Origin of the sequence: Neobacillus niacini, from assembly GCF_023715415.1 — a bacterium.
GTDB classification, from domain to species: domain Bacteria; phylum Bacillota; class Bacilli; order Bacillales; family Cytobacillaceae; genus Neobacillus; species Neobacillus niacini_C.
In genome coordinates, this window is the sequence record NZ_JAMBOB010000020.1 from 13,730 (window position 1) to 40,573 (window position 26,844).

25 protein-coding genes, 9 tRNA genes and 1 other annotated feature are annotated in these 26,844 nt (G+C 39.0%); of the genes, 28 read left to right on the plus strand and 6 right to left on the minus strand.

From position 1 onward, the window contains the following. Positions 1-2: 2 nt before the first annotated feature. Positions 3-785, plus strand: coding sequence for an ABC transporter permease (locus tag M3189_RS25580; protein WP_251639485.1), 783 nt, complete (start codon positions 3-5; stop codon positions 783-785). 24 nt (positions 786-809) lie between these two features. Here M3189_RS25580 and M3189_RS25585 read toward each other — a convergent pair whose 3' ends face one another. Then, entirely contained in the window at positions 810-1,064 is a 255-nt protein-coding gene (locus tag M3189_RS25585) for an alpha/beta-type small acid-soluble spore protein (protein ID WP_095251293.1), read from the minus strand. 102 nt (positions 1,065-1,166) lie between these two features. Further along, positions 1,167-1,375 (plus strand) — a binding site (T-box leader). A gap of 52 nt (positions 1,376-1,427) precedes the next feature. Between M3189_RS25585 and argS the strand changes: the two genes are divergently transcribed. The 3 genes from argS to M3189_RS25600 all read left to right on the plus strand — a co-directional run bounded on the left by argS (position 1,428) and on the right by M3189_RS25600 (position 5,046). Next, on the plus strand, positions 1,428-3,122 hold the full coding sequence (gene argS, locus M3189_RS25590) for an arginine--tRNA ligase (RefSeq protein WP_251639486.1): 1,695 nt from the start codon (positions 1,428-1,430) through the stop codon (positions 3,120-3,122). 23 nt (positions 3,123-3,145) lie between these two features. Further along, positions 3,146-3,607: a DinB family protein gene (locus M3189_RS25595; protein WP_251639488.1), complete on the plus strand. Its 462-nt coding sequence runs from the start codon at positions 3,146-3,148 to the stop codon at positions 3,605-3,607. A gap of 257 nt (positions 3,608-3,864) precedes the next feature. Further along, positions 3,865-5,046 (plus strand): NupC/NupG family nucleoside CNT transporter, encoded by a 1,182-nt coding sequence (locus tag M3189_RS25600; RefSeq protein WP_251639490.1) that lies wholly within the window; start codon positions 3,865-3,867, stop codon positions 5,044-5,046. A 22-nt stretch (positions 5,047-5,068) separates the two neighbouring features. Here the strand turns inward: M3189_RS25600 and M3189_RS25605 are convergent, their stop codons facing one another. The 3 genes from M3189_RS25605 to mgtE form a co-directional block, all read right to left on the minus strand. Beyond that, positions 5,069-5,668 (minus strand): DedA family protein, encoded by a 600-nt coding sequence (locus M3189_RS25605; RefSeq protein ID WP_435368122.1) that lies wholly within the window; start codon positions 5,666-5,668, stop codon positions 5,069-5,071. A gap of 115 nt (positions 5,669-5,783) precedes the next feature. Beyond that, a complete protein-coding gene (locus tag M3189_RS25610) occupies positions 5,784-6,965 on the minus strand; it encodes an FtsW/RodA/SpoVE family cell cycle protein (RefSeq protein ID WP_251639494.1) in 1,182 nt (393 codons plus the stop codon). Positions 6,966-7,123: 158 nt separating this feature from the next. Further along, the gene (mgtE, locus tag M3189_RS25615) at positions 7,124-8,482 is read right to left on the minus strand and encodes a magnesium transporter (protein WP_251639496.1); all 1,359 of its coding nucleotides are present in this window, start codon (positions 8,480-8,482) and stop codon (positions 7,124-7,126) included. Between the two features lie 303 nt (positions 8,483-8,785). On the opposite strand from mgtE, the gene M3189_RS25620 reads away from it, so the two are divergent. The 8 genes from M3189_RS25620 to M3189_RS25655 all read left to right on the plus strand — a co-directional run bounded on the left by M3189_RS25620 (position 8,786) and on the right by M3189_RS25655 (position 17,852). Next, positions 8,786-9,562 (plus strand): hypothetical protein, encoded by a 777-nt coding sequence (locus tag M3189_RS25620; protein WP_251639498.1) that lies wholly within the window; start codon positions 8,786-8,788, stop codon positions 9,560-9,562. 129 nt (positions 9,563-9,691) lie between these two features. Further along, positions 9,692-10,759 carry a D-alanine--D-alanine ligase gene (locus M3189_RS25625; protein ID WP_251639500.1) on the plus strand — a complete coding sequence of 356 codons (1,068 nt, stop codon included), beginning with the start codon at positions 9,692-9,694 and terminating at the stop codon, positions 10,757-10,759. Positions 10,760-10,821: 62 nt separating this feature from the next. Next, the gene (locus M3189_RS25630) at positions 10,822-12,201 is read left to right on the plus strand and encodes a UDP-N-acetylmuramoyl-tripeptide--D-alanyl-D-alanine ligase (protein ID WP_251639501.1); all 1,380 of its coding nucleotides are present in this window, start codon (positions 10,822-10,824) and stop codon (positions 12,199-12,201) included. 82 nt (positions 12,202-12,283) lie between these two features. Next, positions 12,284-12,991 carry an alpha/beta hydrolase gene (locus M3189_RS25635; RefSeq protein WP_251639503.1) on the plus strand — a complete coding sequence of 236 codons (708 nt, stop codon included), beginning with the start codon at positions 12,284-12,286 and terminating at the stop codon, positions 12,989-12,991. A gap of 323 nt (positions 12,992-13,314) precedes the next feature. After that, a complete protein-coding gene (locus tag M3189_RS25640; protein WP_251639505.1) occupies positions 13,315-14,808 on the plus strand; it encodes a DEAD/DEAH box helicase in 1,494 nt (497 codons plus the stop codon). Positions 14,809-14,910: 102 nt separating this feature from the next. Continuing rightward, entirely contained in the window at positions 14,911-15,873 is a 963-nt protein-coding gene (gene uvsE, locus M3189_RS25645; RefSeq protein ID WP_251639507.1) for a UV DNA damage repair endonuclease UvsE, read from the plus strand. A 67-nt stretch (positions 15,874-15,940) separates the two neighbouring features. After that, positions 15,941-16,420 carry a PH domain-containing protein gene (locus M3189_RS25650; protein ID WP_251639509.1) on the plus strand — a complete coding sequence of 160 codons (480 nt, stop codon included), beginning with the start codon at positions 15,941-15,943 and terminating at the stop codon, positions 16,418-16,420. After that, positions 16,413-17,852, plus strand: a complete 1,440-nt coding sequence (locus tag M3189_RS25655) for a PH domain-containing protein (RefSeq protein WP_251639511.1) — start codon at positions 16,413-16,415, stop codon at positions 17,850-17,852. The genes M3189_RS25650 and M3189_RS25655 overlap by 8 nt, the downstream gene beginning before the upstream one ends. Positions 17,853-17,866: 14 nt before the next feature. Here the strand turns inward: M3189_RS25655 and M3189_RS25660 are convergent, their stop codons facing one another. Continuing rightward, a complete protein-coding gene (locus M3189_RS25660) occupies positions 17,867-18,460 on the minus strand; it encodes a rhomboid family intramembrane serine protease (RefSeq protein ID WP_251639513.1) in 594 nt (197 codons plus the stop codon). A 101-nt stretch (positions 18,461-18,561) separates the two neighbouring features. On the opposite strand from M3189_RS25660, the gene acpS reads away from it, so the two are divergent. The 6 genes from acpS to M3189_RS25690 all read left to right on the plus strand — a co-directional run bounded on the left by acpS (position 18,562) and on the right by M3189_RS25690 (position 24,727). Further along, positions 18,562-18,912 (plus strand): holo-ACP synthase, encoded by a 351-nt coding sequence (gene acpS / locus M3189_RS25665; RefSeq protein WP_251639524.1) that lies wholly within the window; start codon positions 18,562-18,564, stop codon positions 18,910-18,912. Positions 18,913-19,042: 130 nt separating this feature from the next. Beyond that, positions 19,043-20,053: a LolA family protein gene (locus M3189_RS25670; protein ID WP_251639515.1), complete on the plus strand. Its 1,011-nt coding sequence runs from the start codon at positions 19,043-19,045 to the stop codon at positions 20,051-20,053. Between the two features lie 128 nt (positions 20,054-20,181). Beyond that, positions 20,182-21,345 (plus strand): alanine racemase, encoded by a 1,164-nt coding sequence (gene alr / locus M3189_RS25675; RefSeq protein WP_251639517.1) that lies wholly within the window; start codon positions 20,182-20,184, stop codon positions 21,343-21,345. Positions 21,346-21,530: 185 nt separating this feature from the next. Beyond that, positions 21,531-21,812: a CopG family ribbon-helix-helix protein gene (locus M3189_RS25680; RefSeq protein WP_095251323.1), complete on the plus strand. Its 282-nt coding sequence runs from the start codon at positions 21,531-21,533 to the stop codon at positions 21,810-21,812. Between the two features lie 4 nt (positions 21,813-21,816). Next, positions 21,817-22,167 (plus strand): type II toxin-antitoxin system PemK/MazF family toxin, encoded by a 351-nt coding sequence (locus M3189_RS25685; protein WP_034673264.1) that lies wholly within the window; start codon positions 21,817-21,819, stop codon positions 22,165-22,167. 370 nt (positions 22,168-22,537) lie between these two features. Continuing rightward, positions 22,538-24,727 carry a Tex family protein gene (locus M3189_RS25690; protein ID WP_251639519.1) on the plus strand — a complete coding sequence of 730 codons (2,190 nt, stop codon included), beginning with the start codon at positions 22,538-22,540 and terminating at the stop codon, positions 24,725-24,727. A gap of 166 nt (positions 24,728-24,893) precedes the next feature. On the opposite strand, the gene cmpA is transcribed toward M3189_RS25690, so the two are convergent. Beyond that, the gene (cmpA, locus tag M3189_RS25695) at positions 24,894-25,007 is read right to left on the minus strand and encodes a cortex morphogenetic protein CmpA (protein ID WP_251639521.1); all 114 of its coding nucleotides are present in this window, start codon (positions 25,005-25,007) and stop codon (positions 24,894-24,896) included. 92 nt (positions 25,008-25,099) lie between these two features. Between cmpA and M3189_RS25700 the strand changes: the two genes are divergently transcribed. The 10 genes from M3189_RS25700 (at position 25,100) to M3189_RS25745 (ending at position 26,796) form a co-directional block, all read left to right on the plus strand. Continuing rightward, a complete protein-coding gene (locus M3189_RS25700) occupies positions 25,100-25,573 on the plus strand; it encodes a SprT family protein (protein ID WP_251639523.1) in 474 nt (157 codons plus the stop codon). A gap of 259 nt (positions 25,574-25,832) precedes the next feature. After that, positions 25,833-25,907, plus strand: a tRNA-Asn gene (locus tag M3189_RS25705). 6 nt (positions 25,908-25,913) lie between these two features. After that, positions 25,914-26,004: transfer RNA gene (locus M3189_RS25710), tRNA-Ser, on the plus strand. Between the two features lie 8 nt (positions 26,005-26,012). Next, a tRNA-Glu gene (locus tag M3189_RS25715) sits at positions 26,013-26,084 on the plus strand. 55 nt (positions 26,085-26,139) lie between these two features. Next, positions 26,140-26,216: transfer RNA gene (locus M3189_RS25720), tRNA-Asp, on the plus strand. 23 nt (positions 26,217-26,239) lie between these two features. Then, positions 26,240-26,314 (plus strand) — tRNA-Gln (locus tag M3189_RS25725). A gap of 1 nt (position 26,315) precedes the next feature. Then, positions 26,316-26,391, plus strand: a tRNA-Lys gene (locus M3189_RS25730). Between the two features lie 28 nt (positions 26,392-26,419). Further along, positions 26,420-26,504: transfer RNA gene (locus tag M3189_RS25735), tRNA-Leu, on the plus strand. Between the two features lie 67 nt (positions 26,505-26,571). Further along, positions 26,572-26,657: transfer RNA gene (locus tag M3189_RS25740), tRNA-Leu, on the plus strand. A 62-nt stretch (positions 26,658-26,719) separates the two neighbouring features. Then, a tRNA-Arg gene (locus M3189_RS25745) sits at positions 26,720-26,796 on the plus strand. Positions 26,797-26,844 lie beyond the last annotated feature (48 nt).

The window sequence follows — 26,844 nt, forward strand, 5'->3', positions numbered from 1 at the left end:
GGATGAATCTTTATTTAAAATATTTATTAATCTTATTTAAATCACAAATGCAATACCGAACATCGTTTTGGCTATTATCAATTGGACAGTTTTTTATTCCCTTTTCGGTTTTTGCAGGACTTTACTTTTTGTTTGAGCGGTTCGGTCAGATAAAAGGGTGGGATTTCTTCGAAGTTGCTCTCTGTTTTGCTGTTATACACATGGCCTTTTCGTTAAGTGAATGTTTTGCACGGGGATTCGACACTTTTTCCAGCTTAATTGTGAAAGGAGATTTTGACCGGGTTCTGGTACGCCCTCGAAGTACCTTTCTTCAAGTTCTGGGGTCAAAATTTGAATTTACACGGATAGGCAGGCTCCTGCAAAGTGCGATTGTTCTTATATGGGCATTGAATAATCTACCCATCGAATGGAGCTTTATGAAAGCCGCTACCCTATTTTTTATGATTACCAGTGGTGTCCTAATCTTTACGGGTATCTATATGCTCGCCGCAACGATGTGTTTTTGGACTGTTCAGGGTTTGGAGGTAGCAAATATCTTTACGGATGGCGGCAGAGAGATGGCGCAGTATCCGTTAAATATTTATCAAAAGTGGGTAGCTCGTTTCTTTACCTATATCATCCCTTTTGGAACCGTAAATTACCTGCCGCTGCTGTTTATTCTTGGAAAAACAACTGGGAATCAACTGCTTTATATGCTTACGCCCATTGCGGGAAGTCTGTTTATTCTTCCTTGTTTTCTTGTGTGGCAATTCGGAGTAAGGCATTACCGGTCCACAGGATCATAAAATAAGCAGTGGGATTTCCACTGCTTACCTTTTTTTAGCCATATTTTCTTGAGCCATTTTGACGAGCTCCCGAACCATGCTGCCGCCTAATCTGCCGCCGACTTTTCCTGCCTGTTGTGAAGTGAGCTGACCATTGTAGCCTTTCTTTAATGGAACACCTACTTCTTCTGCTGCCTCAAATTTCGCATTCTCGGGATTTTGTGCTTGAACAACCCTTGCCTTTAATGCATCTAATCCATTCCTAGCCTCTGGGACAAGGATTTTATTTCTTCTGGCCATACTATCCCTCCTTAACGTTTAGGATGACCAATTTGAAAAAATAATCTGCAGTGACTAGATAAATCCTTTTTTATCCAGTATAATAGCTACAAATAAAGTCGGAAAAAATCAATGAAAAAGAGAGTAATTCTTTGTGAAGTCAAAGCGAGTCAGGGATGGTGGGAGCCTGATACGAAACAAAGGATGAAGCGCACTTTTGAGATGTTTGCCTGAATAAAGTAGGGGAAACCGGAGTAGTCCTCCGTTAACAAGTCAAGCTGGTTCCTTTGGAACAAGTAGAGTGGTACCGCGAGTTAACTCTCGTCTCTTCATATAGAGACGGGAGTTTTTTGTTTTTATAAAGAGAAGCAGGAGGTCTTACTAATGAAATATAAACAGGAGCTTGCAAAAGTGTTATATGAAGTGCTAGGACAGGAAATGCAGGTAAAAGAGCTTGAAATGCTCATTGAAAAGCCGAAAAATCCACTTCACGGTGATTTAGCCTTTCCGTGTTTTTCATTAGCAAAGCTAAAAAGAAAGGCTCCAAATAGGATTGCCGAAGAGTTAAGTGAAAAGATTCAATCACCCATTTTTGAAAAGATCGAAGTAGTGGGCGCATATCTAAATATCTTTTTAAATAAAAAAATGGTTGCAGAAGATACGATTTCAGAAATTATCAAGCAAAAGGAAAAGTATGGTTCCCTAAATGTCGGAAATGCCCGTCCAGTAACGATTGACCTGTCATCACCCAATATCGCGAAGCCATTCTCCATGGGTCATCTGCGTTCAACGGTTATCGGAAACTCTTTGGCATTTATTGTAGAAAAATGCGGATATACCCCTATACGAATTAATCATATAGGTGACTGGGGTACTCAATTTGGTAAGCTGATTACTGCCTATAAGCTTTGGGGAGAAGAAGAGAAGGTTAAAGAAAACCCGATTAAGGAATTATTATCCCTCTATGTTAAATTTCACGATGAAGCAGAAAATGATCCTGCACTTGTTGAACAGGGGAGAAGCTGGTTTAAAAGACTTGAAGATGGGGATGAGGAAGCTTTAGCCCTTTGGCGTTGGTTCCGTGAAGAGTCTTTAAAAGAATTTTCAAGGATATATGAATTAATGAACGTTCAATTTGATTCTTTTGCAGGCGAAGCTTTTTATAATGATAAAATGAATCGTGTTGTCCAACTGCTAGAGGAAGCAGAAATGCTAGTAGAATCTGACCAGGCTCAAGTTGTTGACCTGACAGACGAAGGATTACCGCCTTGTTTAATTAAAAAATCCGATGGAGCTACGCTTTATGCAACACGTGATTTAGCTGCAGCTCTTTTCCGTAAAGAAAACTATAACTTTGATTGGTCATTATATGTCGTTGGGAATGAACAGAGCCTTCATTTCAAACAGTTAAATGCTGTATTAGAAAAGATGGGCTTTTCATGGGCAAAGAAGATGGTCCATATTCCGTTCGGGATGATGCTTAAGGACGGAAAGAAGATGTCGACCAGAAAAGGGAAGGTCGTCTTATTAGAGGAAGTACTAAATGAATCCATCACAATGGCTAAATATAACATTGAAGAAAAAAATCCAAACCTCACAAACAAAGACGTGGTAGCGAAACAAGTGGGCGTCGGTGCCGTTATGTTCCATGACTTAAAAAACTATCGAATGAATGATATTGAATTTTCATTAGAAGAAATGCTTCGTTTTGAAGGAGAAACCGGTCCTTATGTCCAATATACTTATGCAAGGGCTTGTTCTATTTTACGCAAAGCAAACTGGCAGATAGACGATGAAGTAAAACCATCCTCTCCATCCTGGGAAAAGGAGTGGAAGGTGGTAAGCTTGCTTACGGAGTTTACGAACGCTATTAAAAGAGCGTATGAACAGTTTGATCCATCTCAAATCGCAAAATATATTGTGGACCTCGCTCAAGCTTTCAATAAATATTACGGCGAGGTGAAAATTCTTGAAGATGGTGAAGAGCAACAAGCACGCCTAGCTCTTGTATATTCTGTAACGGTTGTATTAAAAGAAGGATTGAGATTATTAGGGATTGAAGCACCAGAGGAAATGTAATAAATAGGTGGGGGAGAAGTAGAATGAGTGAACTTTTGTTTAATAACATGGAGCTAACAAGAAGTTTCTTTATCAAGAATGTGGCAGCAATTGAGGAAGGGCTGGCTGATGTACAACCCAAAGGTTTTAATAACACCATTCATTGGCATATTGGGCATGTATTAACGACAGCTGAGGTTTTGATTTTTAATTTTCCTAAAAATCCAAGTCATTTACCAGCAAACTATATGGAATTATTCGCAAAGGGAACGAAACCAGCAGATTGGGAAGGTGATGTCCCTTCTATTTCAGTATTGACTAGTCAGTTGAAGGAACAATTATCAAGAATGAAGGAGATTCCTGTTGAAAGCCTCAATGTGGAGTTAAAAGAACCATTTCTTGGCCAAAAAACATATGGTGAACTCGTAAATTTTGCATTGTTTCATGAGAATTTACATTTAGGACATATCCAAGCTATGAAACGTGTAATCGAAACTGCCGAGTAGCATAATCTAGGATAATATGTAAATCCACCTTTTAAGGGGTGGATTTTTTTTGTCTAAAGAGTAAGAAATGGGGAGAATGGCATAATAAAAAGTGAAAAACCTGAATTTTATTACTTTCCTTGAATGGATTGACACTAGGTAAAGGTGCTTTTATAATCTTTGATATGCTCGACATTTGTCAGAAAATGTCGAAATTAATTATGTTTTCTATCTTCTTACATAATCGATAGAACATCATGAATTGGAGAGGGATTAGGATGAAGTATCTACTTTTTTTGGCTGCAATTGCTATCATTTTTTTGTTAGCCTATATCGCTAGTAACAATAAGAAAAGAATTAAGGTTAAACCGCTTGTTACTATGTTAGTGTTACAGCTCATTTTTGCTTTCTTGCTGCTGAATACAGAGGTTGGGTTTGTCATTATTACGGCTGTTTCTAGTTTGTTCGACCATCTTTTAAGCTACGCTGCAGAGGGAATAAACTTTGTTTTCGGTGGAATGGCGAATGAAGGTGCAGGTCCATTCTTCATAAATGTTCTGCTGCCAATTGTTTTTATTTCTGTATTAATCGGAATTGCACAGTATATTAAGATTCTTCCTATTATCATTCGGTACCTTGGAATTATTTTAAGTAAGGTAAATGGATTAGGTAAGCTTGAATCTTATAATGCTGTTGCATCAGCAGTCTTCGGCCAATCAGAGGTATTCATCTCGGTAAAAAAACAGCTTCCCTATATTCCTGAACACCGTCTTTATACATTATGTACCTCAGCAATGTCAACGGTTTCAGCCTCCATCTTAGGGGCGTATATGACGATGATTGATCCGAAGTATGTAATAACGGCACTGGTTTTAAACTTATTTGGCGGATTCATGGTTGCCAATATCATTAATCCTTATGAGGTTTCAGCGGAAGAAGATATTATAGATGTACAAGAGGGAGAAAAACAAACCTTCTTCGAGGTTCTCGGCGAATATATTCTGGATGGATTTAAAGTAGCCATTATTGTTGGGGCGATGTTAATCGGTTTTGTTGCATTAATTAGTATGATTAACAGTGTATTTGATGCAATTTTTGGAGTTAGCTTTCAGACAGTTCTAGGATATGTGTTTTCACCACTTGCTTTTATTGTGGGTGTACCTGCCGAAGATATGGTGAAAGCGGGTACGATTATGGCTACTAAATTATTATCAAATGAATTTGTTGCGATGATGGATTTAGGAGAGATAGCAGATACTCTATCCAGTAGAACAGTTGGAATTATTTCCGTATTCCTTGTATCTTTTGCAAACTTCTCATCCATTGGGATTATAACAGGGGCAGTAAAAGGACTGAATGAGGCAAAAGGAAATCAAGTAGCTAAGTTTGGACTTAAGTTACTTTACGGTGCTACACTAGTAAGTTTATTAACAGCAGCAATCACAAGTATTATGTTATAAGGAAAAAAACAACCACCGATTTTTAATCAGTGGTTGTTTTTTTCGTTTTCTTTATTAGGTAGTAGATGACACCTAGAATAACAGCTCCAATAATAATAGGCAATGTATATTGCGCTGCGTATTCTTTAATATGTGACCAATTCTCGCCTAACGCATGTCCTAAGTAAAGGAATAGAATGGTCCATGGAATAATAGCTGCTACCGTATAAAGAGTAAATTTTGTCGCAGACATTTTAGCGATTCCAGCTGGAATCGATATCGCATGCCTGACGACTGGAATAAATCGAGCAAAGAAAATAACGCCGACTCCATATTTGCTAAACCATTGTTCAGACAGGTCAATTTGCTTCTTTTTAATAAAGACATACTTTCCGTACTTCTCTAAAAAGGGACGGCCTCCATAATAGCCAGCCCAATAGAGAAATAGCTGTGCAAAAGTTCCACCAATCGTCCCAGCAATGATTGCTCCTGGATAGCCAAGAATGCCCTCTGAAATCATATAACCGCCGTAGCCTAAGACTATTTCGCTTGGAATAACTTCTATCATTAACCCTAGTGCAATTCCGAAGTAACCTAGCTCTGATAAGAACTCCAATATTGAAAAAATAAATTCCTTCATAATTCACCTTCACTTGTAAATGTTCTTTTGCTTTTATTAATGTCTCTTAAAGCTCTTCTAAGTTTATAACAGTTTCGACAATAAAGAAATAAAAACAGCGGGAATCCGCTGCTCTCTATTAACTACTTAGTGACTTTGATGATGTAAACATGTAATTACGATGATGAAAACGAATACTGTAGACAATCCCCATTGCAAACATATTGCCCATTAACGAGCTGCCTCCATAGCTGATGAAGGGCAAGGGAATTCCTGTAATCGGAAGGACCTGAATGGTCATACCGACATTTTGAAAAACATGAAAAGTTAGCATGGAAATGATTCCTGTGCACACATATGTATTAAACGGATCATTCGTATCTAAGGCAGTTTTTATTAAGTGGTAAATTAATAGAAAGAATAGTCCAATGACAATACTGCCGCCTACAAAGCCATACTCCTCACCAATTACGCTGAATATAAAGTCTGTATGTCCTTCGGGAATGTATACTTCCCGATTTCCAAACCCCTTACCAGTTATCAAACCAGAGCCAATGGCACTTAAGGATTTCAATAGGTGATAGCCCGAGCTGCTTGAGTGATTAAATGGGTCAAGCCACGCGTAAATGCGGTTAAACTTGTATTGCTGTACATGTAAATACTTTTCAAGGATATCCGGTCTTTGTACGACTAGGTAAATAATGAAAGCGCCAAGTGATGCCCCAGTACTAAATAGGGGTAAGATAATCTTCCATGTGATCCCTGAGACGAGGATAAATCCAACTAAGATGGATAATAAGACGAGAGAGGTGCCCAAATCATTCTGCTTCATAATAAAGAAGATAGGAACGAATGTGGTGATTCCCAGTTTAAGCAATAACCAAAAGTCTCTTTTAAATGATTTCTCAAGATATTTCTCCTGATGCTTAACTGCAACAGAGCTAAGAGCCAGGATTAAAAACGTTTTTACAAACTCTGAAGGCTGAATGGAGCCAACAGGAGTGATAAACCAGCTTTTTGCACCGTTTCGAATGGGAGCAATGCTTTCAGGAGCAACTAGTATGACTATAAGTAAAAGAAGCCCAAACCCGTAAAAATACCAAGAAAGCCGCCTATATTGATAGCCATCGAAAAGGATTGTAATCGAAATGATGGCAGCTCCAACCACATACCAGAATGTTTGTCTAACTAAGAAATTATCTTCGTACTGCCCAGCAGTCTGTGCACTATAAATGCCTACACAGCTAACGAGGAAAAATAGAAACAGAATTAATGTTAACGTCCAATCAAAGCGATCTACTTTTTTTGTGATATTGTCCATATGCCACACCCAATTTTATCTGTTTGTATAGTGATATGCTAACAAAGAAAAGATTTGGTAACAATATACTTAGGAAAATTATTACAAGTTGTTACCTAGTAAGACGAATCAATTAGAGAAAAGTTTCAAAAAAATAAAGCACGGTTATAAGGCCGTGCTTACAGAAGATAGTTTAGGAACATCGTGGCAATTCCAAAGTACGTGAGCAATGAAAAAATATCATTAATCGTTGTAATTAATGGGCCAGAAGCGACGGCTGGGTCTATATTTAAACGAAATAAAATGAGCGGGATTATGGTACCAGCCATGGTGCCAATAATAAGGGTAAAGAATAGCGAAACACCGACCACTGCCCCTAAGATAAGGCTCCCCTGCCAAATGTAGGCAATGATTGAAATGAGGATCGCGCAGGTAATGCCAATTGTCACTCCAACCCCAAGTTCCCGCAAAACTAAGCGAGCGATGACACCTTTATCGATATCGTGCGAAATGAGGCCTCTTACGACAACTGCAAGTGATTGTGTTCCAGTATTCCCTGTCATACCTGCAATCATTGGCATGAAAAAGGCAATAGCGACAACTTGATTTAATGTACTTTCAAAACTACTGATAATGCTTCCGGAAATGAGTCCGATAAATAAAAGTAAAATAAGCCATGGAAGTCTCCTCGTAGCAGCAACAAACGTCTTTGTATCAAAATCGATGGATTTCCCGGAGGCTGATAACTTTTCTATATCTTCATTTGCTTCCTTTATGACGACATCGATGATATCATCAACCGTTACAATACCAACCAGCACATTGGCTTCATCCACTACAGGAATGGCCAGGAAATCATATCGTTCCGTCATGCGGGCCACTACTTCTTGGTCGGTGGTGACAGAAACCGAAATGACACGTTCATACATAATACTGCTAATTTTTTCATTGAGATCTGCCAGAAGTAAATCTCGATAAGAGACAACACCAACCAGCTTCCGTACTTCATCGACGACATACAGGTAGTTAATGGATTCAGCAAACTCTGCAAACGTTTTTAACTTATCAACAGCTTCTCTGACAGTATAATAACTTCGAATCCACACAAAACGGTTGGTCATCAATCTTCCAGCTGTTTCGGGTGGATAATTCATGATATCGGTAACGGCTTTAGACTCTTCTATCTTCATTCCAGAAAGAAGTGACTCTTTTTTCTCTGGGGATAGTTCATCCAGGAGTAAGGCTAAGTCATCATTGTCCATTAAATCAAGGACTTTGCTGGATTTTTCAATTCCAAGTTTATTTAATACTTCAAGCTGTTCTTCTTTCTCGAGTTCCTGCATTAAGTCAGCAAGGACGTGAAAATTTAAGAATAAAAGAAATCGAAGTTTATGCTTTTCAGGTAAATCCTCGTAGATCTTCGCTGTGTCATAAGGCTGTAATTCTTCAAGAATCGAAATAAAGTCTGCTTTCTTGTTTTCTTTTAGTAATTTAATAATATGGAGAGTGATCTCATCCTGCGTCATATCTTTAATCATCTTATACTCTCCTTTCTACCGGTGCGTTTGTACACTCTATACAGGTATGTTAGAAAATGATTTGTTGATTATTTGCAAATACTAGTTAGGAGTTTAAAACTAGTATGTGTAAATCGTAAAATAATCAAGCTAACTGTTTCAAAAGTATCACAAAATCCTTTAGAATTGTAAATGAATTGAAATAAGCTATTTGGACTATTAATGATAAAATGAGGAAGGATTAGTTAAGATTGGTACCATTTTATAGTGTACGTTCAAACTTATTATATAGATTTTATTTTTCCCGATCGGAGGAGTTTGGCTTTGAAAAAGCACCATCAAGACATACGGGATCTCGTTTATGTCCATCTAAATCAAAATGATCAGTATGTATTGTCTTACGGTATCGAATTTGCCGAATTTGCTGCTGCCTTTTCCGGTGCTTTAAATCCGCTGCTATTATTAAAGCATCACTTTGAAGATGGTGATTTTAATATGCATACACTGCTCGAATATTGTCCAGAGGATAAAATCAAAAGATTAGCTAACGAGGATATATACGGCTACGGAGACTTTTGCTGGATTGACTTTGTTGAAGAAGAAGGATTAAATGAACTCACTGGGCAGGAAATAGCAGAATTATTATATTTGGGTCACCAGAAGCAGCATTTAAAACTTCCCTTTTATAATAAGCTTGGTAATCGCTTTGTTTACTTAGCACATGATGATGGTTTCTTTAATAAAACCTATTACCGAAGTTTCAAGGATTTTTTCCAGCTCTTAAGTCAAGCCCTTTCAAGTAAATTAGGAGAGTTGAAGCTTGAGAAGTCCATCCTTGGAATTAGGAAAAAACGTCTATATCCACCGATAAATAAGGAAATTCTCCTATCTCTAACCCCTTTTATTAAAGAGGGTATCTGTATTTCCTTACGAGATGTGGATCATCAGCGAAGCAGACTGGAAATTCCTATCTGGGTGATAGGCGACTTTGCCACAATGGATGACATGTATGAGGAGTATGAACAAATTTCTGGTGAAAACTGCCATGCGAAAATTATCTTTGATAAGAAAACAAAAGAGTGGAAGCTTACCGTAATCTAATCTCTCCATTTCAGTGGAGAGATTTTGTTTGTGTAAGGAATAATAGTAAGTTTTTAACCAAGCTGTAGGTTTCATAAAGTAATAAAAGTGATAAAATAAAATCGTGAAATGCGAAAATGGAGGTTTAGTATGAAAACTAAAATTGGTTTATTGTACGGAGGAAAATCCGCTGAACATAAAGTATCATTACAAACGGCTCTTGCGGTAATTAAAGCGCTTGATCTAGAAAAATTTGAAATACATCCGATTTACATAAACGTAGAAGGTCAATGGATAAAGGGACAACAGCTACATGCACCAGTAGAAAACGTTAAAGCATTAGAATTTACAAATGAAAATCAGGTAGCAACCACATTGGCACCAGCACTTTTTCAGCATAATCAAGACTCATTGGATGTAATATTCCCATTACTTCATGGTCCAAATGGAGAAGATGGAACCGTACAAGGATTATTGGAGTTATTAAACCTTCCGTATGTCGGGAATGGTGTATTAGCTTCCGCAGCGGGAATGGATAAAGTAATGATGAAAAATGTGTTTGCTCAAGCAGGGTTGGCACAGGTGAATTATGTTGCCTTTATTAGAACGGAATGGGAAAAGGGTAAAGAGTCTGTCTATACGAAAGTGGAAGAGGAACTCGGATATCCTTGTTTTGTAAAACCAGCCAACCTAGGTTCAAGCGTCGGTATCAGTAAATGTACAAACCGAACAGAACTTGAAGCGGCATTCGTTGAAGCATTTCAATTTGACCGTAAAGTAATCATTGAAGAGGGCGTCGTTGCCCGTGAAATTGAAGTTGGGATTCTTGGAAATGACGAACCAAAATGTTCAGTGGCTGGTGAAATTGTTCCAAAGAAGGATTTTTATGATTATAAGGCGAAATATGAAGATGGTGATACGGCACTAATCATTCCGGCAGATGTTTCTGGGGAAGAGTATCAACAAATACAAGAAATGGCCATTCAAGCCTTTAAAGCGTTGGATTGTTCAGGACTTGTCCGAGCTGACTTCTTCTTAACAAAAGACGGTAAGGCCTTAATTAATGAAGTAAATACGATGCCTGGATTTACGCCTTTCAGTATGTTCCCGCTGTTATGGAAGCATACAGGTGTGGAATACCCACAATTAATTGAAACATTAGTGAATCTTGCAAAAGAAAGACATGCAGAAAAACAAAACATAAAATACACGTTCTAAGTAATTGACACGGCTCAGGTGCCGTGTCTTTATTTAAAATCATAACTAACTGGAGGTTTGAAATGATAAAAAGAAACCTAAAGCAGATATCCGAGATGATAGCTGTTAACAATGATATCGCCTCATTTGGTGAGGTGGAAATTACTGGTGTTTCTATTGACTCTAGAAAAATTGAACCTGGTAATTTGTTTGTTCCTTTTAAAGGGGAAAGCTCGGATGGTCATAGATTTGTAGAAGAGTCACTGAAGAAGGGCGCAGCTGCTGCATTGTGGCAAAAGGATGTGCCCAATCCACCCACACATTTACCAATCCTGATAGTGGAAGATTGCTTAGTTGCCCTGCAGGAATTGGCGAGAGAATATCGTAAACAATTACCAGTAAAAGTGGTAGGAATTACCGGAAGTAATGGGAAAACAACTACTAAGGATATGACAGCATCTCTCTTATCCACCACCTATAAAGTACAAAAAACAGAAGGAAATTATAATAACCATATTGGATTGCCACTAACCGTATTAGGTTTGGATGAGGATACTGAAATTGCCGTATTAGAAATGGGAATGAGTGGCAGGGGGGAAATAGAATTTCTCACAAAACTTGCTTCTCCAGATGCGGTTGTCATTACAAATATTGGAGAATCACATCTTCTTGATCTTGGGTCAAGAGAAGGAATTGCTGAAGCAAAGCTTGAAATCCTGCAAGGGTTAAAAGAGGGGGGAATGGCCGTCCTTCATGGCGATGAACCACTTCTTATGGAACGAATAAATAAATATAAAGGGAATGTTAACGTCTTAACATTTGGAAGAAATAACAGGAATGACTTTTATCCTACAGAAGTCAATCAGGTAGAACATGGCAATCGGTTTACGATCAATGAGTCCACTGAAAACTTCGAACTTCCTGTATTAGGAACTCATAATATATTAAACGCACTTGCTGCGATGATCATTGCTCAATACTTTGATGTGCCATTTACTAAAATGAATGAAGGCTTAGCGAGCGTTAAACTTACCAATATGAGAATGGAGCTTGTTGAGGGAAGTCATGGTGAAAAGATTATCAATGACGCCTATAATGCTAGTCCTACCTCGATGACTGCGGCAATTGAACTGGTTTCAAACCTGAAGGGCTATCAAAAAATCATTTTGGTTCTTGGTGATATGCTCGAATTAGGACCTCAGGAAGAACAATACCATCTGCAAATTGGTGAAGGATTGAATCCGGGTAAAATAGATTTGGTCTTTACCTTTGGAAAGTTAGCAGAGCACATTGCCCAAGGAGCACGTTCCGCTTTAGGGAAACACAGAGTTTTTTCCTTTACAGACAAGAATGAGCTAATTAATGCGTTAAAGCAGCATGTAAATAACGAGTCATTAGTCCTCGTAAAGGCTTCAAGAGGGATGAAATTAGAAGAAATTGTGACAGCATTACAGAAAAAGTAATCCAAAAATATGACCGTATGCTAAATGCAGTTATTGGAACACTAAAGAAAAATATTCTTCAAAATAAAGTAGGTGGAGAGTCTTGATTGGCTGTTTGTGTATTCATGGCTTTACAGGGGCACCATATGAAGTAGAGCCTCTTGCTGAGTATTTAACCAAGCATACAGACTGGATATTCAGTGTCCCGACTCTTCCTGGCCATGGGGAAAATCTTTCACTAAAAGGTGTTCACTATCAACAGTGGATTGAACATGCAGAGAACGAATTAAAGAAATTAATTGCTACCTGTGATCAGGTATATGTAATCGGATTTTCCATGGGTGGTATGATTGCAAGTCTTTTAGCTGCCAAGTACCCAGTGGACAAGCTTGTACTACTTAGTGCAGCTGCTTATTACCTAAACCCAAAACAAATGGCAAGCGAAATTAAATCAATGATTTTGGATTCATTAAAAGGAAACTTAGAAAAGAATGAATTTTTTCAGCGATATAAAAGAAAAATAAAAGCAACTCCCATAAAAGCGACTCTACAATTTCGCAGGCTTGTATCTTACATTAAACCACTTCTCCCGCAAGTAGAAGTGCCAACATTGATTGCACAAGGGGAATGTGACGGAATCGTCCCTCCTAAAAGTGCCGAATACTTATACCGGACAATTAATGCTAAAACAAAGAGGCTTACGTATATCAAGGACTCCAGCCATCATATCTGTCATTGTGAGGAAAAAGAGGCCCTTTTTTCCCAGGTGTATGACTTTTTGATGGAGAGGTATGCCGATATGGGACCGTAAATGACGCATTAATTGCAATTAGCGTGTAATAGTGTTATGATTATCTGCAACGTGTCTAAAGAACGATGAATAAAGGGCATACTCCTTGAAGGGGAATGTCTTTTTTTGGTAAAATATAGATGTTACCTACTAGCGGCATTTTGATGCGTGTCTAGCTACGGCGCCTAGGGCTCGACCGCTTCAGTCCAACGATGAAGTCAAAAGCGACTTCACCGTCAGGCCCTACAACGCTTTCGCCCCTAAGCAAGACGCTTTTTCGCATTTCTGAGTATCGGGCGAAAATATTCAGCACCTTAAAAATATTTTCACATAGATGAAGGAGAATGAAAACATTGACAAAGTTTGAAGATTTAGGCCTAAGTCAGGCTACTTTAGAAGCTGTCCTCAAAATGGGTTTTGAGGAAGCAACACCAATCCAAGCAGAAACAATTCCAATGGGACTTGCAAACAAGGATTTGATCGGGCAGGCTCAAACAGGAACTGGTAAAACAGCTGCATTTGGAATTCCGTTAGTGGAAAAGGTTGATGTAACCAAGGATGCCATCCAAGGAATCATCATTGCACCAACTCGTGAGCTTGCTATCCAAGTATCAGAAGAGCTTTATAAAATCGGATCAGGGAAAAGAGTTCGCGTTCTATCTATTTACGGTGGACAGGACATCAGCCGCCAAATCCGCTCATTAAAGAAATACCCACATATCATTGTAGGTACTCCTGGACGTGTATTGGATCATATAAACAGAAAAACAATGCGCTTAGATACAGTTAATACTGTTATTCTTGACGAAGCAGATGAAATGTTAAATATGGGATTCATTGAAGACATTGAAACTATTCTTGCTTCTACACCATCTGAGCGTCAAACATTACTTTTCTCAGCAACAATGCCAGCTCCGATTCAAAGAATGGCAGAAAAGTTTATGAAAGACCCACAAATTGTCCGTGTCAAGATGAAAGAAATGACTGTACCAGCGATTGAACAATTCTATCTTGAAGTGATGGAAAAGAATAAATTCGATGTCTTAACAAGACTTCTTGATATTCAATCACCAGAGTTAGCGATTATCTTTGGACGGACTAAACGCCGCGTTGACGAATTATCTGAAGCATTAACCTTAAGAGGTTACACAGCTGAGGGAATTCACGGAGACTTAACACAGGCGAAACGTATGCAAGTCCTTCGTAAATTTAAAGAAGGAACCATTGATGTATTGGTTGCAACAGACGTGGCAGCAAGGGGTCTTGATATCTCTGGCGTAACACATGTTTACAACTTCGATATTCCACAGGATCCTGAAAGCTATGTCCACCGAATTGGACGTACAGGTCGTGCTGGTAAATCAGGTATGGCATTAACATTCATCACACCGCGTGAAAAGTCTTACCTATCTGTTCTTGAAAGAACAACGAAGCGTAAGATGGAAAGAATGACACCTCCTACATTGGATGAGGCGTTAGAAGGACAGCAACGAGCAGTAGTCGATAAGATTGTTGCAACGATTGAATCAAATAATCTTCAGTATTATAAAGCTGCTGCGAAAGAATTACTTGAAGAAAATGATGCTTCAACTGTTGTTGCTGCAGTATTAAAAATGTTAACAAAAGAGCCTGATCAAACACCGGTTAAGTTAACTGAAGAAGCACCAATGCATTCTAAGCGTGATAGAAAGCCGCAAGATCGTGACCGTAGAAGAAGAGATGACAATAGAAGCTATAATTCTTCACGTGGCGGCGACCGCGATCGTAAAAAGGCACCTGCTAAGCCAAGAACAGGTGAAAAGCGTTCATCTGGAAAACCAAGAAGCTTTAACAGATAATAAAGATAGAGAGCATGGACATAATGTCCAATGCTCTCTTTTTATTTTAACAGGGTGTTTAATGGGAACATTAATGGTAAAACCCTGTTAGGAGTGATGAGGATGATTGTTAAACTTGGATATGTGGCCATGAGCGTTGAGCTTCAAAATGCATCACCATCCCAAACGATGACATTTGCACAATTTAGCAAGATAAAGGACCGTGAAGCTGCAATTAGAAAGTTAGAGCGAATTGCAGAATCGAATATCGATAATTGCTTAAGGTTATTAAAACACAATGCCGGAAATCAAATTCATTTCTTTCGTTTAAGCTCCCGCTTAATCCCGCTCGCTAATCACGAGGAGCTGCTTGATTGGGATTATATAAAGCCACTAAAAGAATCATTAAAAAAAATCGGTGACTACCTTAACCAATACCCAATGCGAATTGACTTTCACCCAGACCATTTCGTTGTCCTAAATACGCCCAACAAGGATATACTTTCGAATGCATTAAAGACACTTGTGATGCATTTGAAATTGCTTAGGGGAATGAAAATTGATACAGAACACCGGTGTGTCCTGCATGTTGGCGGCGGCTATGACGATAAGGAAAAGGCACTTGAACAGTTTATTTATAATTGGGGATATATCCAGCCTGCTATTCAAAAAATGATCATTCTTGAAAATGATGATACCACGTTCACAGTTAAAGAAACGCTATACCTTTGTGAAAAGTTAGGGATTCCAATGGTATTTGATTATCATCATCATTTGGCCAATCATGAAGAGGTGGAATGGCAGGGAGACTGGGAACGAATCGTTGCCACATGGAAGACGTCACCTCTGCCTGTTAAAATGCATATCTCAAGTCCTCGCTCTGATAAGGAATATAGGGCACACGCTGATTTTGTTGATCCTGAAATGTTTCTGAAATTCATCAATAAAATCAAGGGAAGTGTTCCTGAGGTCCATTGCATGATAGAGGCCAAGCAAAAGGACGCCGCCCTCTTTCGTTTGATGAAGGATTTACAAGGCAGGACTGGAATTAAATTAATTGACCAATCGAGTTTTGTTGTTGAGTAACATTGATGTTTCCTTCCAGATTACCATGTATACTTAAGAAAAGGCGTAGTAAATGGGGGGGGAGAGTATGATACTAGAGCCACAAAAACGAATATCTGCAAAGGCGTTAACCGTTTGGAAAATCTCAGGCGTGATTCAAATTGTCATTAGCTGGATAGTAACAGGAGTAGCTATTTTTCTTTTACATACTTTTAATGGTCCATTTTGGATTTCCGTACTATTAATTGTAATAGAACTAATTTCTACGTATTTATTTATTTTTTTATTGCCGACCATAAAGTGGCGACGCTGGCGGTATGATGTTAGAGATGAGGAAATAGAACTTCAAGAAGGTATTTTCATCGTAAAGCGGACGTTAATTCCAATGGTTCGCGTTCAGCATGTTGATACGGTACAGGGACCTATTTTACGCAACTATCAATTAGCCTCTGTTATTATTAATACTGCTGCAACTTCACATGAAATTCCTGCATTAGAAGAGAGTGAAGCAGAAGAATTAAGGCACTTTATTTCTACTCTTGCAAGGGTGGCGGATGAAGATGTTTGAACCGAAAAGACTTCATCCGATTGTGATTGTGCTGACTATTGGTAAAAGGTTAAAGGATTTCATTTTTAGTTTTATCGCCTTGTTCTTTATTTGGAAAAATGGTGGAAAGCTGCTGCTATTTGGCGCAATCGGTATTGCCATGGTAGCTATCGTTCTGACAAGTATTCTTTCCTGGCTGCGATACACGTATAGATTGGAGCAGAATGAACTTCGGATTGAATATGGTGTTTTTGTTCGCAAGAAAAGGTATATTCCTTTAGAACGGATTCAAAGTCTGGATATTTCAGAAGGGATTCTTCAGCGTCTATGCGGGATGGTGAAGGTCAAAGTTGAAACTGCAGGCGGAAGCGGGACGGATGAAGCAGAAGCGGTTCTAGCAGCTATCTCTAAAGAAGAAGCACGCTATATTCAAGAATATGTAGCAGCAGCTAAAAATCCTGCTGTTCAAGAGGTTGAATCGAATCCTGCAATTTCTAGTCATACTGTATATAGAATGGCTCCATCGCAATTAATCTTACTATCACTTACATCGGGCGGAGTAGGTGTGGTCATATCAGCGGTATTGGCATTTTTTTCACAACTGGATGATTTTATTCCATTTGAAAGAGTATTTCGTGGAGTTGAACAATGGGCAGTAAGCAATCTAATTATCATTGTCTTGTTTGTTTTTGGAGGCTTGGTGGTTGCATGGGTTATTGCCCTCGTTGGAACGATGTTAAAATATGCTAATTTTAATGTCACCAAAACTGAACATGATTTGGTTATTTCTCAGGGTTTATTAGAAAAAAGACAGATTACGATTCCGTTAACTCGAATTCAAGCAATCAGAATCAATGAAAATATCGTTCGTCAATGGCTAGGTTATGCTTCGGTTATCGTTGAAAGTGCAGGTGGTTCAGTGAGTAATCAGGAAGGTTCAAAGGTACTGCTTCTGCCGCTTGTAAAGATCGATTCCATCGAGGATATCTTGGGACCCTATCTTACGGATTATCGACTATCTTCAAGCTTTCATCCAGTACCAAAAAGAGCAATGCTCCGCTATATTTTTCGGAGCTGGATCATTATTGTTCCGATAGTGGCTGCGGCTATTTTCTTTCTAAAGGCGTGGGGGCTTCTTTCGTTAATCGTCCTAGCGTGGTTTACATTTTGGGGAATATTAAAATACAAGGATGCTGGTTGGAAGCTGGAAAACCAGCAATTAAATCTCCGCTATCGAAAAATGGTTAGGTCTACTGTATTTATCAAGAAAAATAAAATACAAAGTCTAGAAGTGAAAGAAAGCTACTTTCAAAAAAGAAAAGACCTAGGATCGCTTGAAGCATTTGTGAAAGTTGGCTTCGGTGGTGGTGGCAGCACTGTAATGGATATGGACCAAAATGATCTAAAGAAAGTTTACTCTTGGTTTTCTAGGGAAGCTAAAAAAAGGGATTGAACCAATAGAATGGCTCAATCCTTCTTTTTATTATAAAAAATGGCTCCAAGTAAAAAGCCTCCTAATAAACCAAATATATGGGCAGTAATATTAATATTGGGCTGGATGAAGGTCATAATCAAGCTGAGAGCACAAATGATAAGGATAATTTGCGAATTTTGCTGTGAGAGCATATGCTTACGAAAGAGAATCATGCTTATATAATAACCAAATAATCCAAAGATTGCTCCACTAGAGCCAACGTGTACGTAGGTTAAGGGTTCAAGAATTAGTGTGGCTACATTAGCCAGAATGCCAGAAACAAGATAGACAAGCAGGAATTTGCCCTTTCCTAGGAGTTTTTCAAGAGCCGGACCAAAAAGAACAAGCGAGAAACTATTAAATAAAACATGAGTAAACCCACCGTGCATAAAAATGGGAGTAATCAGTCTCCAATACTCACCTTCCTTAATATAGAGATTTACCCCTGAAAAAGTCGCTTTAAACCAAAAGTTTGGGAATATTGGTAAAGCAGTTAGAAGATATAATAGGAAATGGATGGCAATAATAATAGAAACAACCGGATAAAAGCGGATAAATTCGCGAAAACTCTCTGTCCTCGTAAACATAATAACCTCCCCGAAAATACTTACTACTAATATTAGACTAAAACTGTAGTCTTGTTGTACTATTATGCATTTTTTACTTTAAATAGAAGGGAACCTTGCAAATGATTAAAGGGATTGGGATTGACATCATTGAACTTTCAAGAATTGAAGAGATTGTCACAAGACAAAAGAAGTTGATAGATCGAATACTGACGGAGAATGAAAAACAAACGTTTGTTAAACTTCCTGAGCGAAGAAAAATTGAATTTTTAGCTGGGCGATTTGCGGCAAAAGAAGCCTATTCTAAGGCTCTTGGAACGGGTATCGGTAAGGAGTTATCTTTTTTAGATATTGAAATCCAAACAGATTCTTCAGGAAAGCCTTACATCGTAAAGCCTGAAAGTTATGGATTCCTTTCGATTTCTCACAGCAGGGATTACGCTGTTGCCCAGGTAGTCATCGAGGAAAAATAGAAAAATTCATAATAGCTTGGCAAACCTTTAATCATATTCCAAAAGGTTGTCTCATATATTCATAGGGAAATGGGAGAGACAAGTCTTCTTTATATTCATATGAAAATGAGACAAGAAGGGGTTGAAGGAATTGAGGAAAAGGTTTTTGCTTGTGTTTACGGGGTTAATGGTCATCTTTCTATTAGCGGCCTGTGGTTCTAAGTCAAAAGATGATGTGGTGAAAGAGTTAAATGGAAAACTAAATGATTTAACTGGGTATAAAGTAGATGCGAAAATGACGTTGAAAATGGGTACTGATTCACAGGTGTATAACGTAGAGATTTGGCATAAGGACCCAACATTCTATCGGGTCAATCTAAAAAATGCAGAAAAAGACCAAAGTCAGATGATTTTACGTAATGATGAAGGAGTATTTGTATTAACACCTGCATTAAAAAAGAGCTTCAAATTCCAAAGTGATTGGCCGCAAAATAGCAGCCAAGCCTATTTATATGAATCGTTAATTAAGGACATTGTAGAAGATAAAGAGTCCAAATTCTCTGCTACAAAAGAACATTATGTATTTGAAACCAAAACCCGTTATCAAAACAATAGTATGCTGCCAATCCAAGAAATAAAATTAAACAAGGAAGATTTATCACCGGCAATGGTAAAAGTGATGGATCCAGATCGAAATGCGCTAGTGACTGTAGAATTCTCAAAGGTTAAATTCAATGCCAGCTTTGATGAAAGCGACTTTGATATGAAAAAGAATATGACTCGTGCGGATCTTAACTTGCCTGTAATGGCAGACAGTAAGGATGAAGCCTTTACGGTAAAATACCCAACTGCTGATATGGGTGCGAAGTTAGTGGATGAAAAAGTAGTCAAACTTGAGGATGGAAAACGTGTTGTCCTAACCTACGAAGGTGATAAGTCATTCACACTTGTACAAGAAAAAGTAGCTGTAAAAGAAGCTTCCACTTCACCAACGTATGTGGATGGAGAATTAGTTGATTTAGGTATTACCATCGGTGCAGTTTCTGAAGGTTCTATTACTTGGACTGTGGATGGTGTAGACTACATGATTGCATCGAATGACTTAACAGAAAATGAACTCATCGAGATTGCAAGAACCGTTCAAGGTGATGTAGAAAAATAAGATTATTGGATGCAGGCCCTTAGAGAAGGGTCTGTTTTTCATTTGACAATTAAATTAAGTAGTTTGATAATCAATAGGGTAAAAATAAATATAATAAAAGTGACTTTAAGTAATTAGGAAGTGGAATTATGACTGAGCAGGGTTATTTTTATAGAGATACATGGGCAGAGGTGGATTTAGATTATATTCTCGCAAATGTTACCTCTGTCAAAAAACTTTTGCCTCCCAATGTGGAGATTATAGCTGTTGTAAAAGCAAATGCATACGGACATGGAGACTTTAAAGTGGCCGAGAGTGCACTAAAAGCAGGTGCAACATATCTAGCAGTAGCATTTATGGATGAAGCCATTGCCCTTCGGAATAAGGGAGTACTTGCACCCATTCTAGTCCTAGGTGCAACACGTCCAGAGGATGCTCCGCTAGCAGTCAAATATAAAATTACTCTTACAGTGTTTCAGTTAGAGTGGATAACAGCGGCACAATCCTATCTCCCAGTGGATAAGGTACTTCCCGTCCATATAAAGCTTGATACGGGAATGGGGAGAATAGGAATCCGAACAAAGGAAGATTTAGCGCAGGTTGTAGAAACGATTTCGGGTGATGAACGGCTAGCGATTGAAGGTGTCTTTACACACTTTGCCACAGCAGATGAAATAGACCATACTTACCTGGATAAACAATTAGCGTTATTTCATGATTTGCTGTCTGTCATGAAGGAACAGCCTAAATATATCCATTGCAGCAATAGTGCTGCTGCATTACGTTTTACAAAGGCGAATTTTAATGCTGTTCGTCTTGGGATTGCTATGTATGGATTAACACCTTCTCCCGAGATTGAAAATGAGTTACCTTTCCCCCTTCAGGAGGCATTTTCGCTCCGTTCGAGGCTTGTTCATGTGAAAAAACTCGTTAAGGGAGATAAAGTAAGTTATGGTGCTACGTATGAGGCAGAGGACGAAGAGTGGATTGGGACGATCCCCATCGGTTATGCGGACGGCTGGATTCGTCGGCTTCAAGGACAGGAAGTATTGGTTGAAGGAAAAAGAGTACCAATTGTTGGCAGGATTTGTATGGATCAATGTATGGTAAAATTACCACATGAAGTTCCAGTGGGGACAACTGTTACGTTAATAGGAAACCAGAACAATGAATTCATTTCTGTTAATGAAATTGCTGAGAAACTAGAAACAATCAATTATGAAGTCCCATGTATCATCTCAACTAGAGTACCCCGTCTATATAAACAGGGTGGGAAAATTGTCGTATTAAAAAACTATCTTTTGCATGAATAAATGGCCTATTATTAAAAATGGGAACATATTTATGTTAATGCGGAATTTTAGTGCATAAAAGGTAGTTTGTTTGGCCTATAATACAGAAGTATTATAATTAGTCTATGCATGGTGGGCATTAAGTGGTATTATTAAATATGGTAGATAGAAAAAATGGTGTGTAGTGATGGTGGAGGTGTATGTTTGTGTCTGAATCCGGCGCAACTACGGAAATCTTAGTAAAATTACCGCAACATCTTTTAACCGAGTTAGATGGTTTTGTAAAATTAGAAAACGTTAACCGGAGCGAGTTTATTTATCAGGCAACTAAAATGTATTTACGCGAACGAAAAAAGAGACAAATTCGCGAATCCATGAGACGTGGATACATGGAAATGGCAATGATCAATTTATCAATTGCATCGGAAGCATTTCAAGCAGAATTTGAGGCAGAGCACACAGTTGAACGTCTTGTAAGCGGAGGGTAATCCCTTGATTGTCAAGCGTGGTGACGTTTATTTCGCGGACCTATCCCCAGTTGTTGGTTCTGAACAAGGCGGCGTCCGTCCTGTACTTGTCATTCAAAACGACATCGGGAATCGGTTTAGTCCCACAGTTATTGTTGCAGCGATTACAGCACAAATTCAAAAAGCGAAGCTTCCCACTCATGTAGAAATTGATGCGAAGCGCTACGGTTTTGAACGAGATTCAGTCATACTTTTAGAACAGATTCGTACAATTGATAAACAGCGGTTAACCGATAAAATAACCCATCTCGATGACGAAATGATGGAAAAAGTGGATGAAGCCTTGCGAGTAAGTATAGGTCTCATCGAATTTTAACATGAATGCACGCTCTTCTTAGAAAGAGCGTTTTTTTATACGTATGCTCTAACCTCATATTTGTTTCTGCTTAGCAAGCTAATTAGCTTGCTATTTTTTTTATTTAAAACTTTGTTAATTTCATTGTTGATTATTAGTACAGCGGTATAAAAGGTCGATGAAAGACAAATTAGGATAGTACGCAGTGAGATTAGTCTTTCATAAGGGTGATGAAGGACAAACCAGAAGAATCCTCAGTGAGATTAGTCCTTCATAAGGATTTTCGTAAGAAAAATCAACATCTGTCTTTAACGAAGCCTTATTTTAAGAAGAAATAGTTCCTATAATGAATCGATTGAGGGAATTTGATACAATATGGTAATAGCAATGGATGGAGGTTTTTGAAGTGAACGATACAGTTGTAAAAGATGAACAGCTCCTTGGGAAGGTAGCTGCCGAATTAACTATACCTCTTAAACAGGTAAAGAGTGTTATTACGTTATTGAATGAGGGCAACACCGTGCCATTTATCGCCCGCTACCGTAAAGAAATGACAGGGGCACTAGATGAAGTCCAAATAAGAAATATCCAGGAACGCTGGCAATACATACAAAACCTTGAGCAAAGAAAAGAAGAAGTACTTCGGACCATTGCAGAGCAAGGTAAACTAACGGATGAGCTTTCACAAAAAATAACGAAGGCAGAAAAGCTTCAAGAGGTGGAAGATTTATATCGACCTTATAAACAAAAACGACGTACAAAAGCAACAGTTGCAAAGGAAAAAGGGCTAGAACCTTTGGCGGAATGGATATTAACATTCCCAAATACGCCGATTGAGGAAAAAGGAAAGGAATTTTTATCGGATGAAAAGGAAGTCCTTACGGTTGAAGACGCAATTTCTGGTGCAAAAGATATCATTGCTGAAATGATTTCTGATGATGCAGAGGGGCGGAAATGGATTCGTAACGAAACCTTTAAGTCGGGTAAAGTAGAATCAACGGTAAAAGATGCGGAAAAAGACGAGAAAAAAGTTTATGAAATGTACTATGAATATGAAGAGCCAGTAAATAAAATCGTTCCCCATCGAATCCTTGCGTTAAATCGTGGTGAAAAGGAAGATATCTTAAGGGTATCCATTAAGGTGAATAATGACATCATCCTCTCTTATCTATCGAGAAAATGGATACGCATCCAGCATTCGCCTGCGGCTCCTTTTGTACTAGAAGCAATTGAAGATAGCTATAAGCGGCTTATTCAGCCCTCGATTGAAAGGGAAATTCGAAGTGAGCTAAATGATAAAGGTGAAGAGCAGGCCATTCATATTTTCTCTGAGAATCTCCGTAATCTGCTTTTGCAGCCGCCTTTAAAAGGAAAAGTCGTAATTGGTGTAGACCCGGCATACCGGACAGGCTGTAAGTTAGCGGTTGTGGATGAAACAGGTAAGGTATTGAAAATTGATGTGATTTATCCGCATCCACCCGTATCAAAGACAAAGGAAGCGAAAGAGAAGTTCGTTCGAATCCTACGAGATTATAAAGTAGAGATGGCTGCTATAGGCAATGGAACCGCCTCACGGGAAACCGAACAATTCGTAGCGGATATCCTAAAGGAAATGAATGAAGAAATCTATTATCTAATCGTTAATGAAGCGGGTGCAAGTGTGTATTCTGCCTCTGATATAGCGAGAGAAGAGTTTCCAGATTTTCAAGTAGAAGAAAGAAGTGCTGTCTCGATTGCAAGAAGATTGCAGGATCCACTTGCTGAGCTAGTGAAGATTGACCCGAAATCAGTGGGTGTTGGTCAATACCAGCATGATGTTACACAAAAGCGTCTTTCCGAATCATTGCATTTTGTTGTGGAAACTGCGGTAAACCGTGTAGGTGTGAATGTAAATACTGCTTCAGCCTCCTTGTTGCAATATGTTGCCGGGCTGACAAAAACAGCGGCACAGAATATTGTGAAGAGAAGGGAAGAAGAAGGGAAGTTTACGAGCAGGGTTCAATTAAAGAAAGTCCCTCGTCTAGGGGCTAAAACCTATGAACAAGCCATTGGCTTCTTGCGTGTATTAGACGGGAAACAGCCGTTAGACAAGACGGGAATTCACCCAGAAAGCTATAATGAAGTGAAAAAGTTATTAGAGAGTCTGGGCTTTTCAACAGATGATTTAGGAAGTGCTGAATTAAGAGAGGCTCTTGGTGGTCTTGATTTAAAAGCAGTTTCTGCAGAGCTGTCAATTGGTGAATTAACATTAAAAGATATCATCGACGCACTTGTTAGACCAGAACGTGACCCGCGTGATGATCTGCCGCGTCCATTATTGAAAAAGGATGTCCTTAAATTAGAAGATTTAAGTGCAGGGATGGAACTTCAGGGGACGGTTAGGAATGTAGTAGATTTTGGGGCGTTTGTAGATATCGGCGTTAAGCAGGATGGTCTTGTTCATATTTCTAAGCTAAGTAATCGTTTTGTGAAACATCCATTGGATATCGTATCTGTTGGTGATGTGGTTACGGTTTGGGTGGATTCGGTTGATATGAAAAAGGGCAGAGTAGCTTTAACCATGCTGCCGCCAGCTAAATAATCATTGAAGATGACCATTTTTATTCGGATGGTCATCTTTTTGTTGTGTAAATTTTGAACTTGGAGTGATTCATGGTGACCAATAAAGTCTATTAGTTGCCAAAACAGCAAGAGAAAATAATATAGCGGTAACCAATAGACTTTATTAGTAACTGAGCACTGTGTTCTTATGAAGTATGTTTCTTCCTGTAAAAAAACCAGCATTGGTTTAACAGTTTTATTTGATATCGGTCCTTCTCGTAGAAAGCTCTTTTCATTTGGTTTTGGAACCAAGTCGGCATAGTTAACCCTCCCGAAAAGTAGATCATTATAGGTATCTACAATATATGCTATAATAGGTTGTCACGTTCGCATTATTGAAGGAGGAAGGCAAATGGAGGATAAAGAACTACAAAAATTAGTCGAAAAAGTCTCGATTGAATTCTTTGGTAAGCCTTTTAGGCATAAAGCCTCCTTTAATAGCAGGCTGCGTTCAACAGGGGGAAGATATCTGCTTGGCACCAATAACATCGATATCAATAAAAAATACTTAGATCAACTGGGCTTGAATGAACTAATCGGGATTATTAAACATGAACTCTGCCATTATCACCTACACTTAGAAGGAAAAGGGTATCAGCACCGTGATCCAGATTTTAAAATGTTATTGAAAAAAGTAGGTGCGCCAAGATTTTGCAGTCCACTGCTAGACAAACCTAAGAAACGCACCCCTAATAAAATTCTCCTATATGAATGTACAAAATGCCGTCAGCAATACAAAAGAAAAAGGACGATTAATACAAGTCGATATGTATGTGGAAAGTGCAGAGGTAAGCTAAAGAAGGTAAAAGAGGTACAAGAAGAATAAGGAAATAATAGGATGCTTATTTTCTATGAAAATCGTATTGACTTTATAATACATCGTCATTATAATGTAAAGAGTCGACAAGGTGATTGTCCTAGTTTGACATCGAAAAATTTAGTTATTCCGCAGTAGCTCAGTGGTAGAGACGAGCATAGCTTCATTAATTAGCTACGAGTTGTACACACCGAGCCGCTCCTTGCGTTACTTTCTGAGGTGGGGACACAAGATTGTAAACGAGGTTTAGGGAACAACATCATATTATTCCGCAGTAGCTCAGTGGTAGAGCTATCGGCTGTTAACCGATCGGTCGTAGGTTCGAGTCCTACCTGCGGAGCCATTTTATGGGGAAGTACTCAAGTGGCTGAAGAGGCGCCCCTGCTAAGGGTGTAGGTCGGGTAACCGGCGCGAGGGTTCAAATCCCTCCTTCTCCGCCATAAAATTTGGCCCCTTGGTCAAGTGGTTAAGACACCTCCCTTTCACGGAGGTAACACGGGTTCGAATCCCGTAGGGGTCATCAGGGACGGGAGATGATTTTAGCTCATTTCCTGTTTCTTATTTATAACACATTTGGTCCGGTAGTTCAGTTGGTTAGAATGCCTGCCTGTCACGCAGGAGGTCGCGGGTTCGAGTCCCGTCCGGACCGCCATTTTTTAGCAGAAATTATAGTATTGGGCTATAGCCAAGCGGTAAGGCATCGCACTTTGACTGCGACATGCGTTGGTTCAAATCCAGCTAGCCCAGCCAAGAGCCATTAGCTCAGTTGGTAGAGCATCTGACTTTTAATCAGAGGGTCGAAGGTTCGAGTCCTTCATGGCTCACCATTTTATGTTTGATATTTATTTTTAGTTTGCGGGTGTGGCGGAATTGGCAGACGCACCAGACTTAGGATCTGGCGCCGCAAGGCGTGGGGGTTCGACTCCCTTCACCCGCACCAACCAATTATTAACTCTTGAAAAGACGTTGATAATCTGGTATGCTAATAAATGTCGCTACAAACGTATGCGGTCGTGGCGGAATGGCAGACGCGCTAGGTTGAGGGCCTAGTGGGGGCAACCCCGTGGAGGTTCAAGTCCTCTCGGCCGCACCAAAAAAAGATGTTGACATATCAAACTCGGTTTGATACAATATAAAAGTTGACTTTGAAAGTTTGCGCCCGTAGCTCAATTGGATAGAGTGTCTGACTACGGATCAGAAGGTTATGGGTTCGACTCCTTTCGGGCGCGCCATATTTTACGGGAAGTAGCTCAGCTTGGTAGAGCACTTGGTTTGGGACC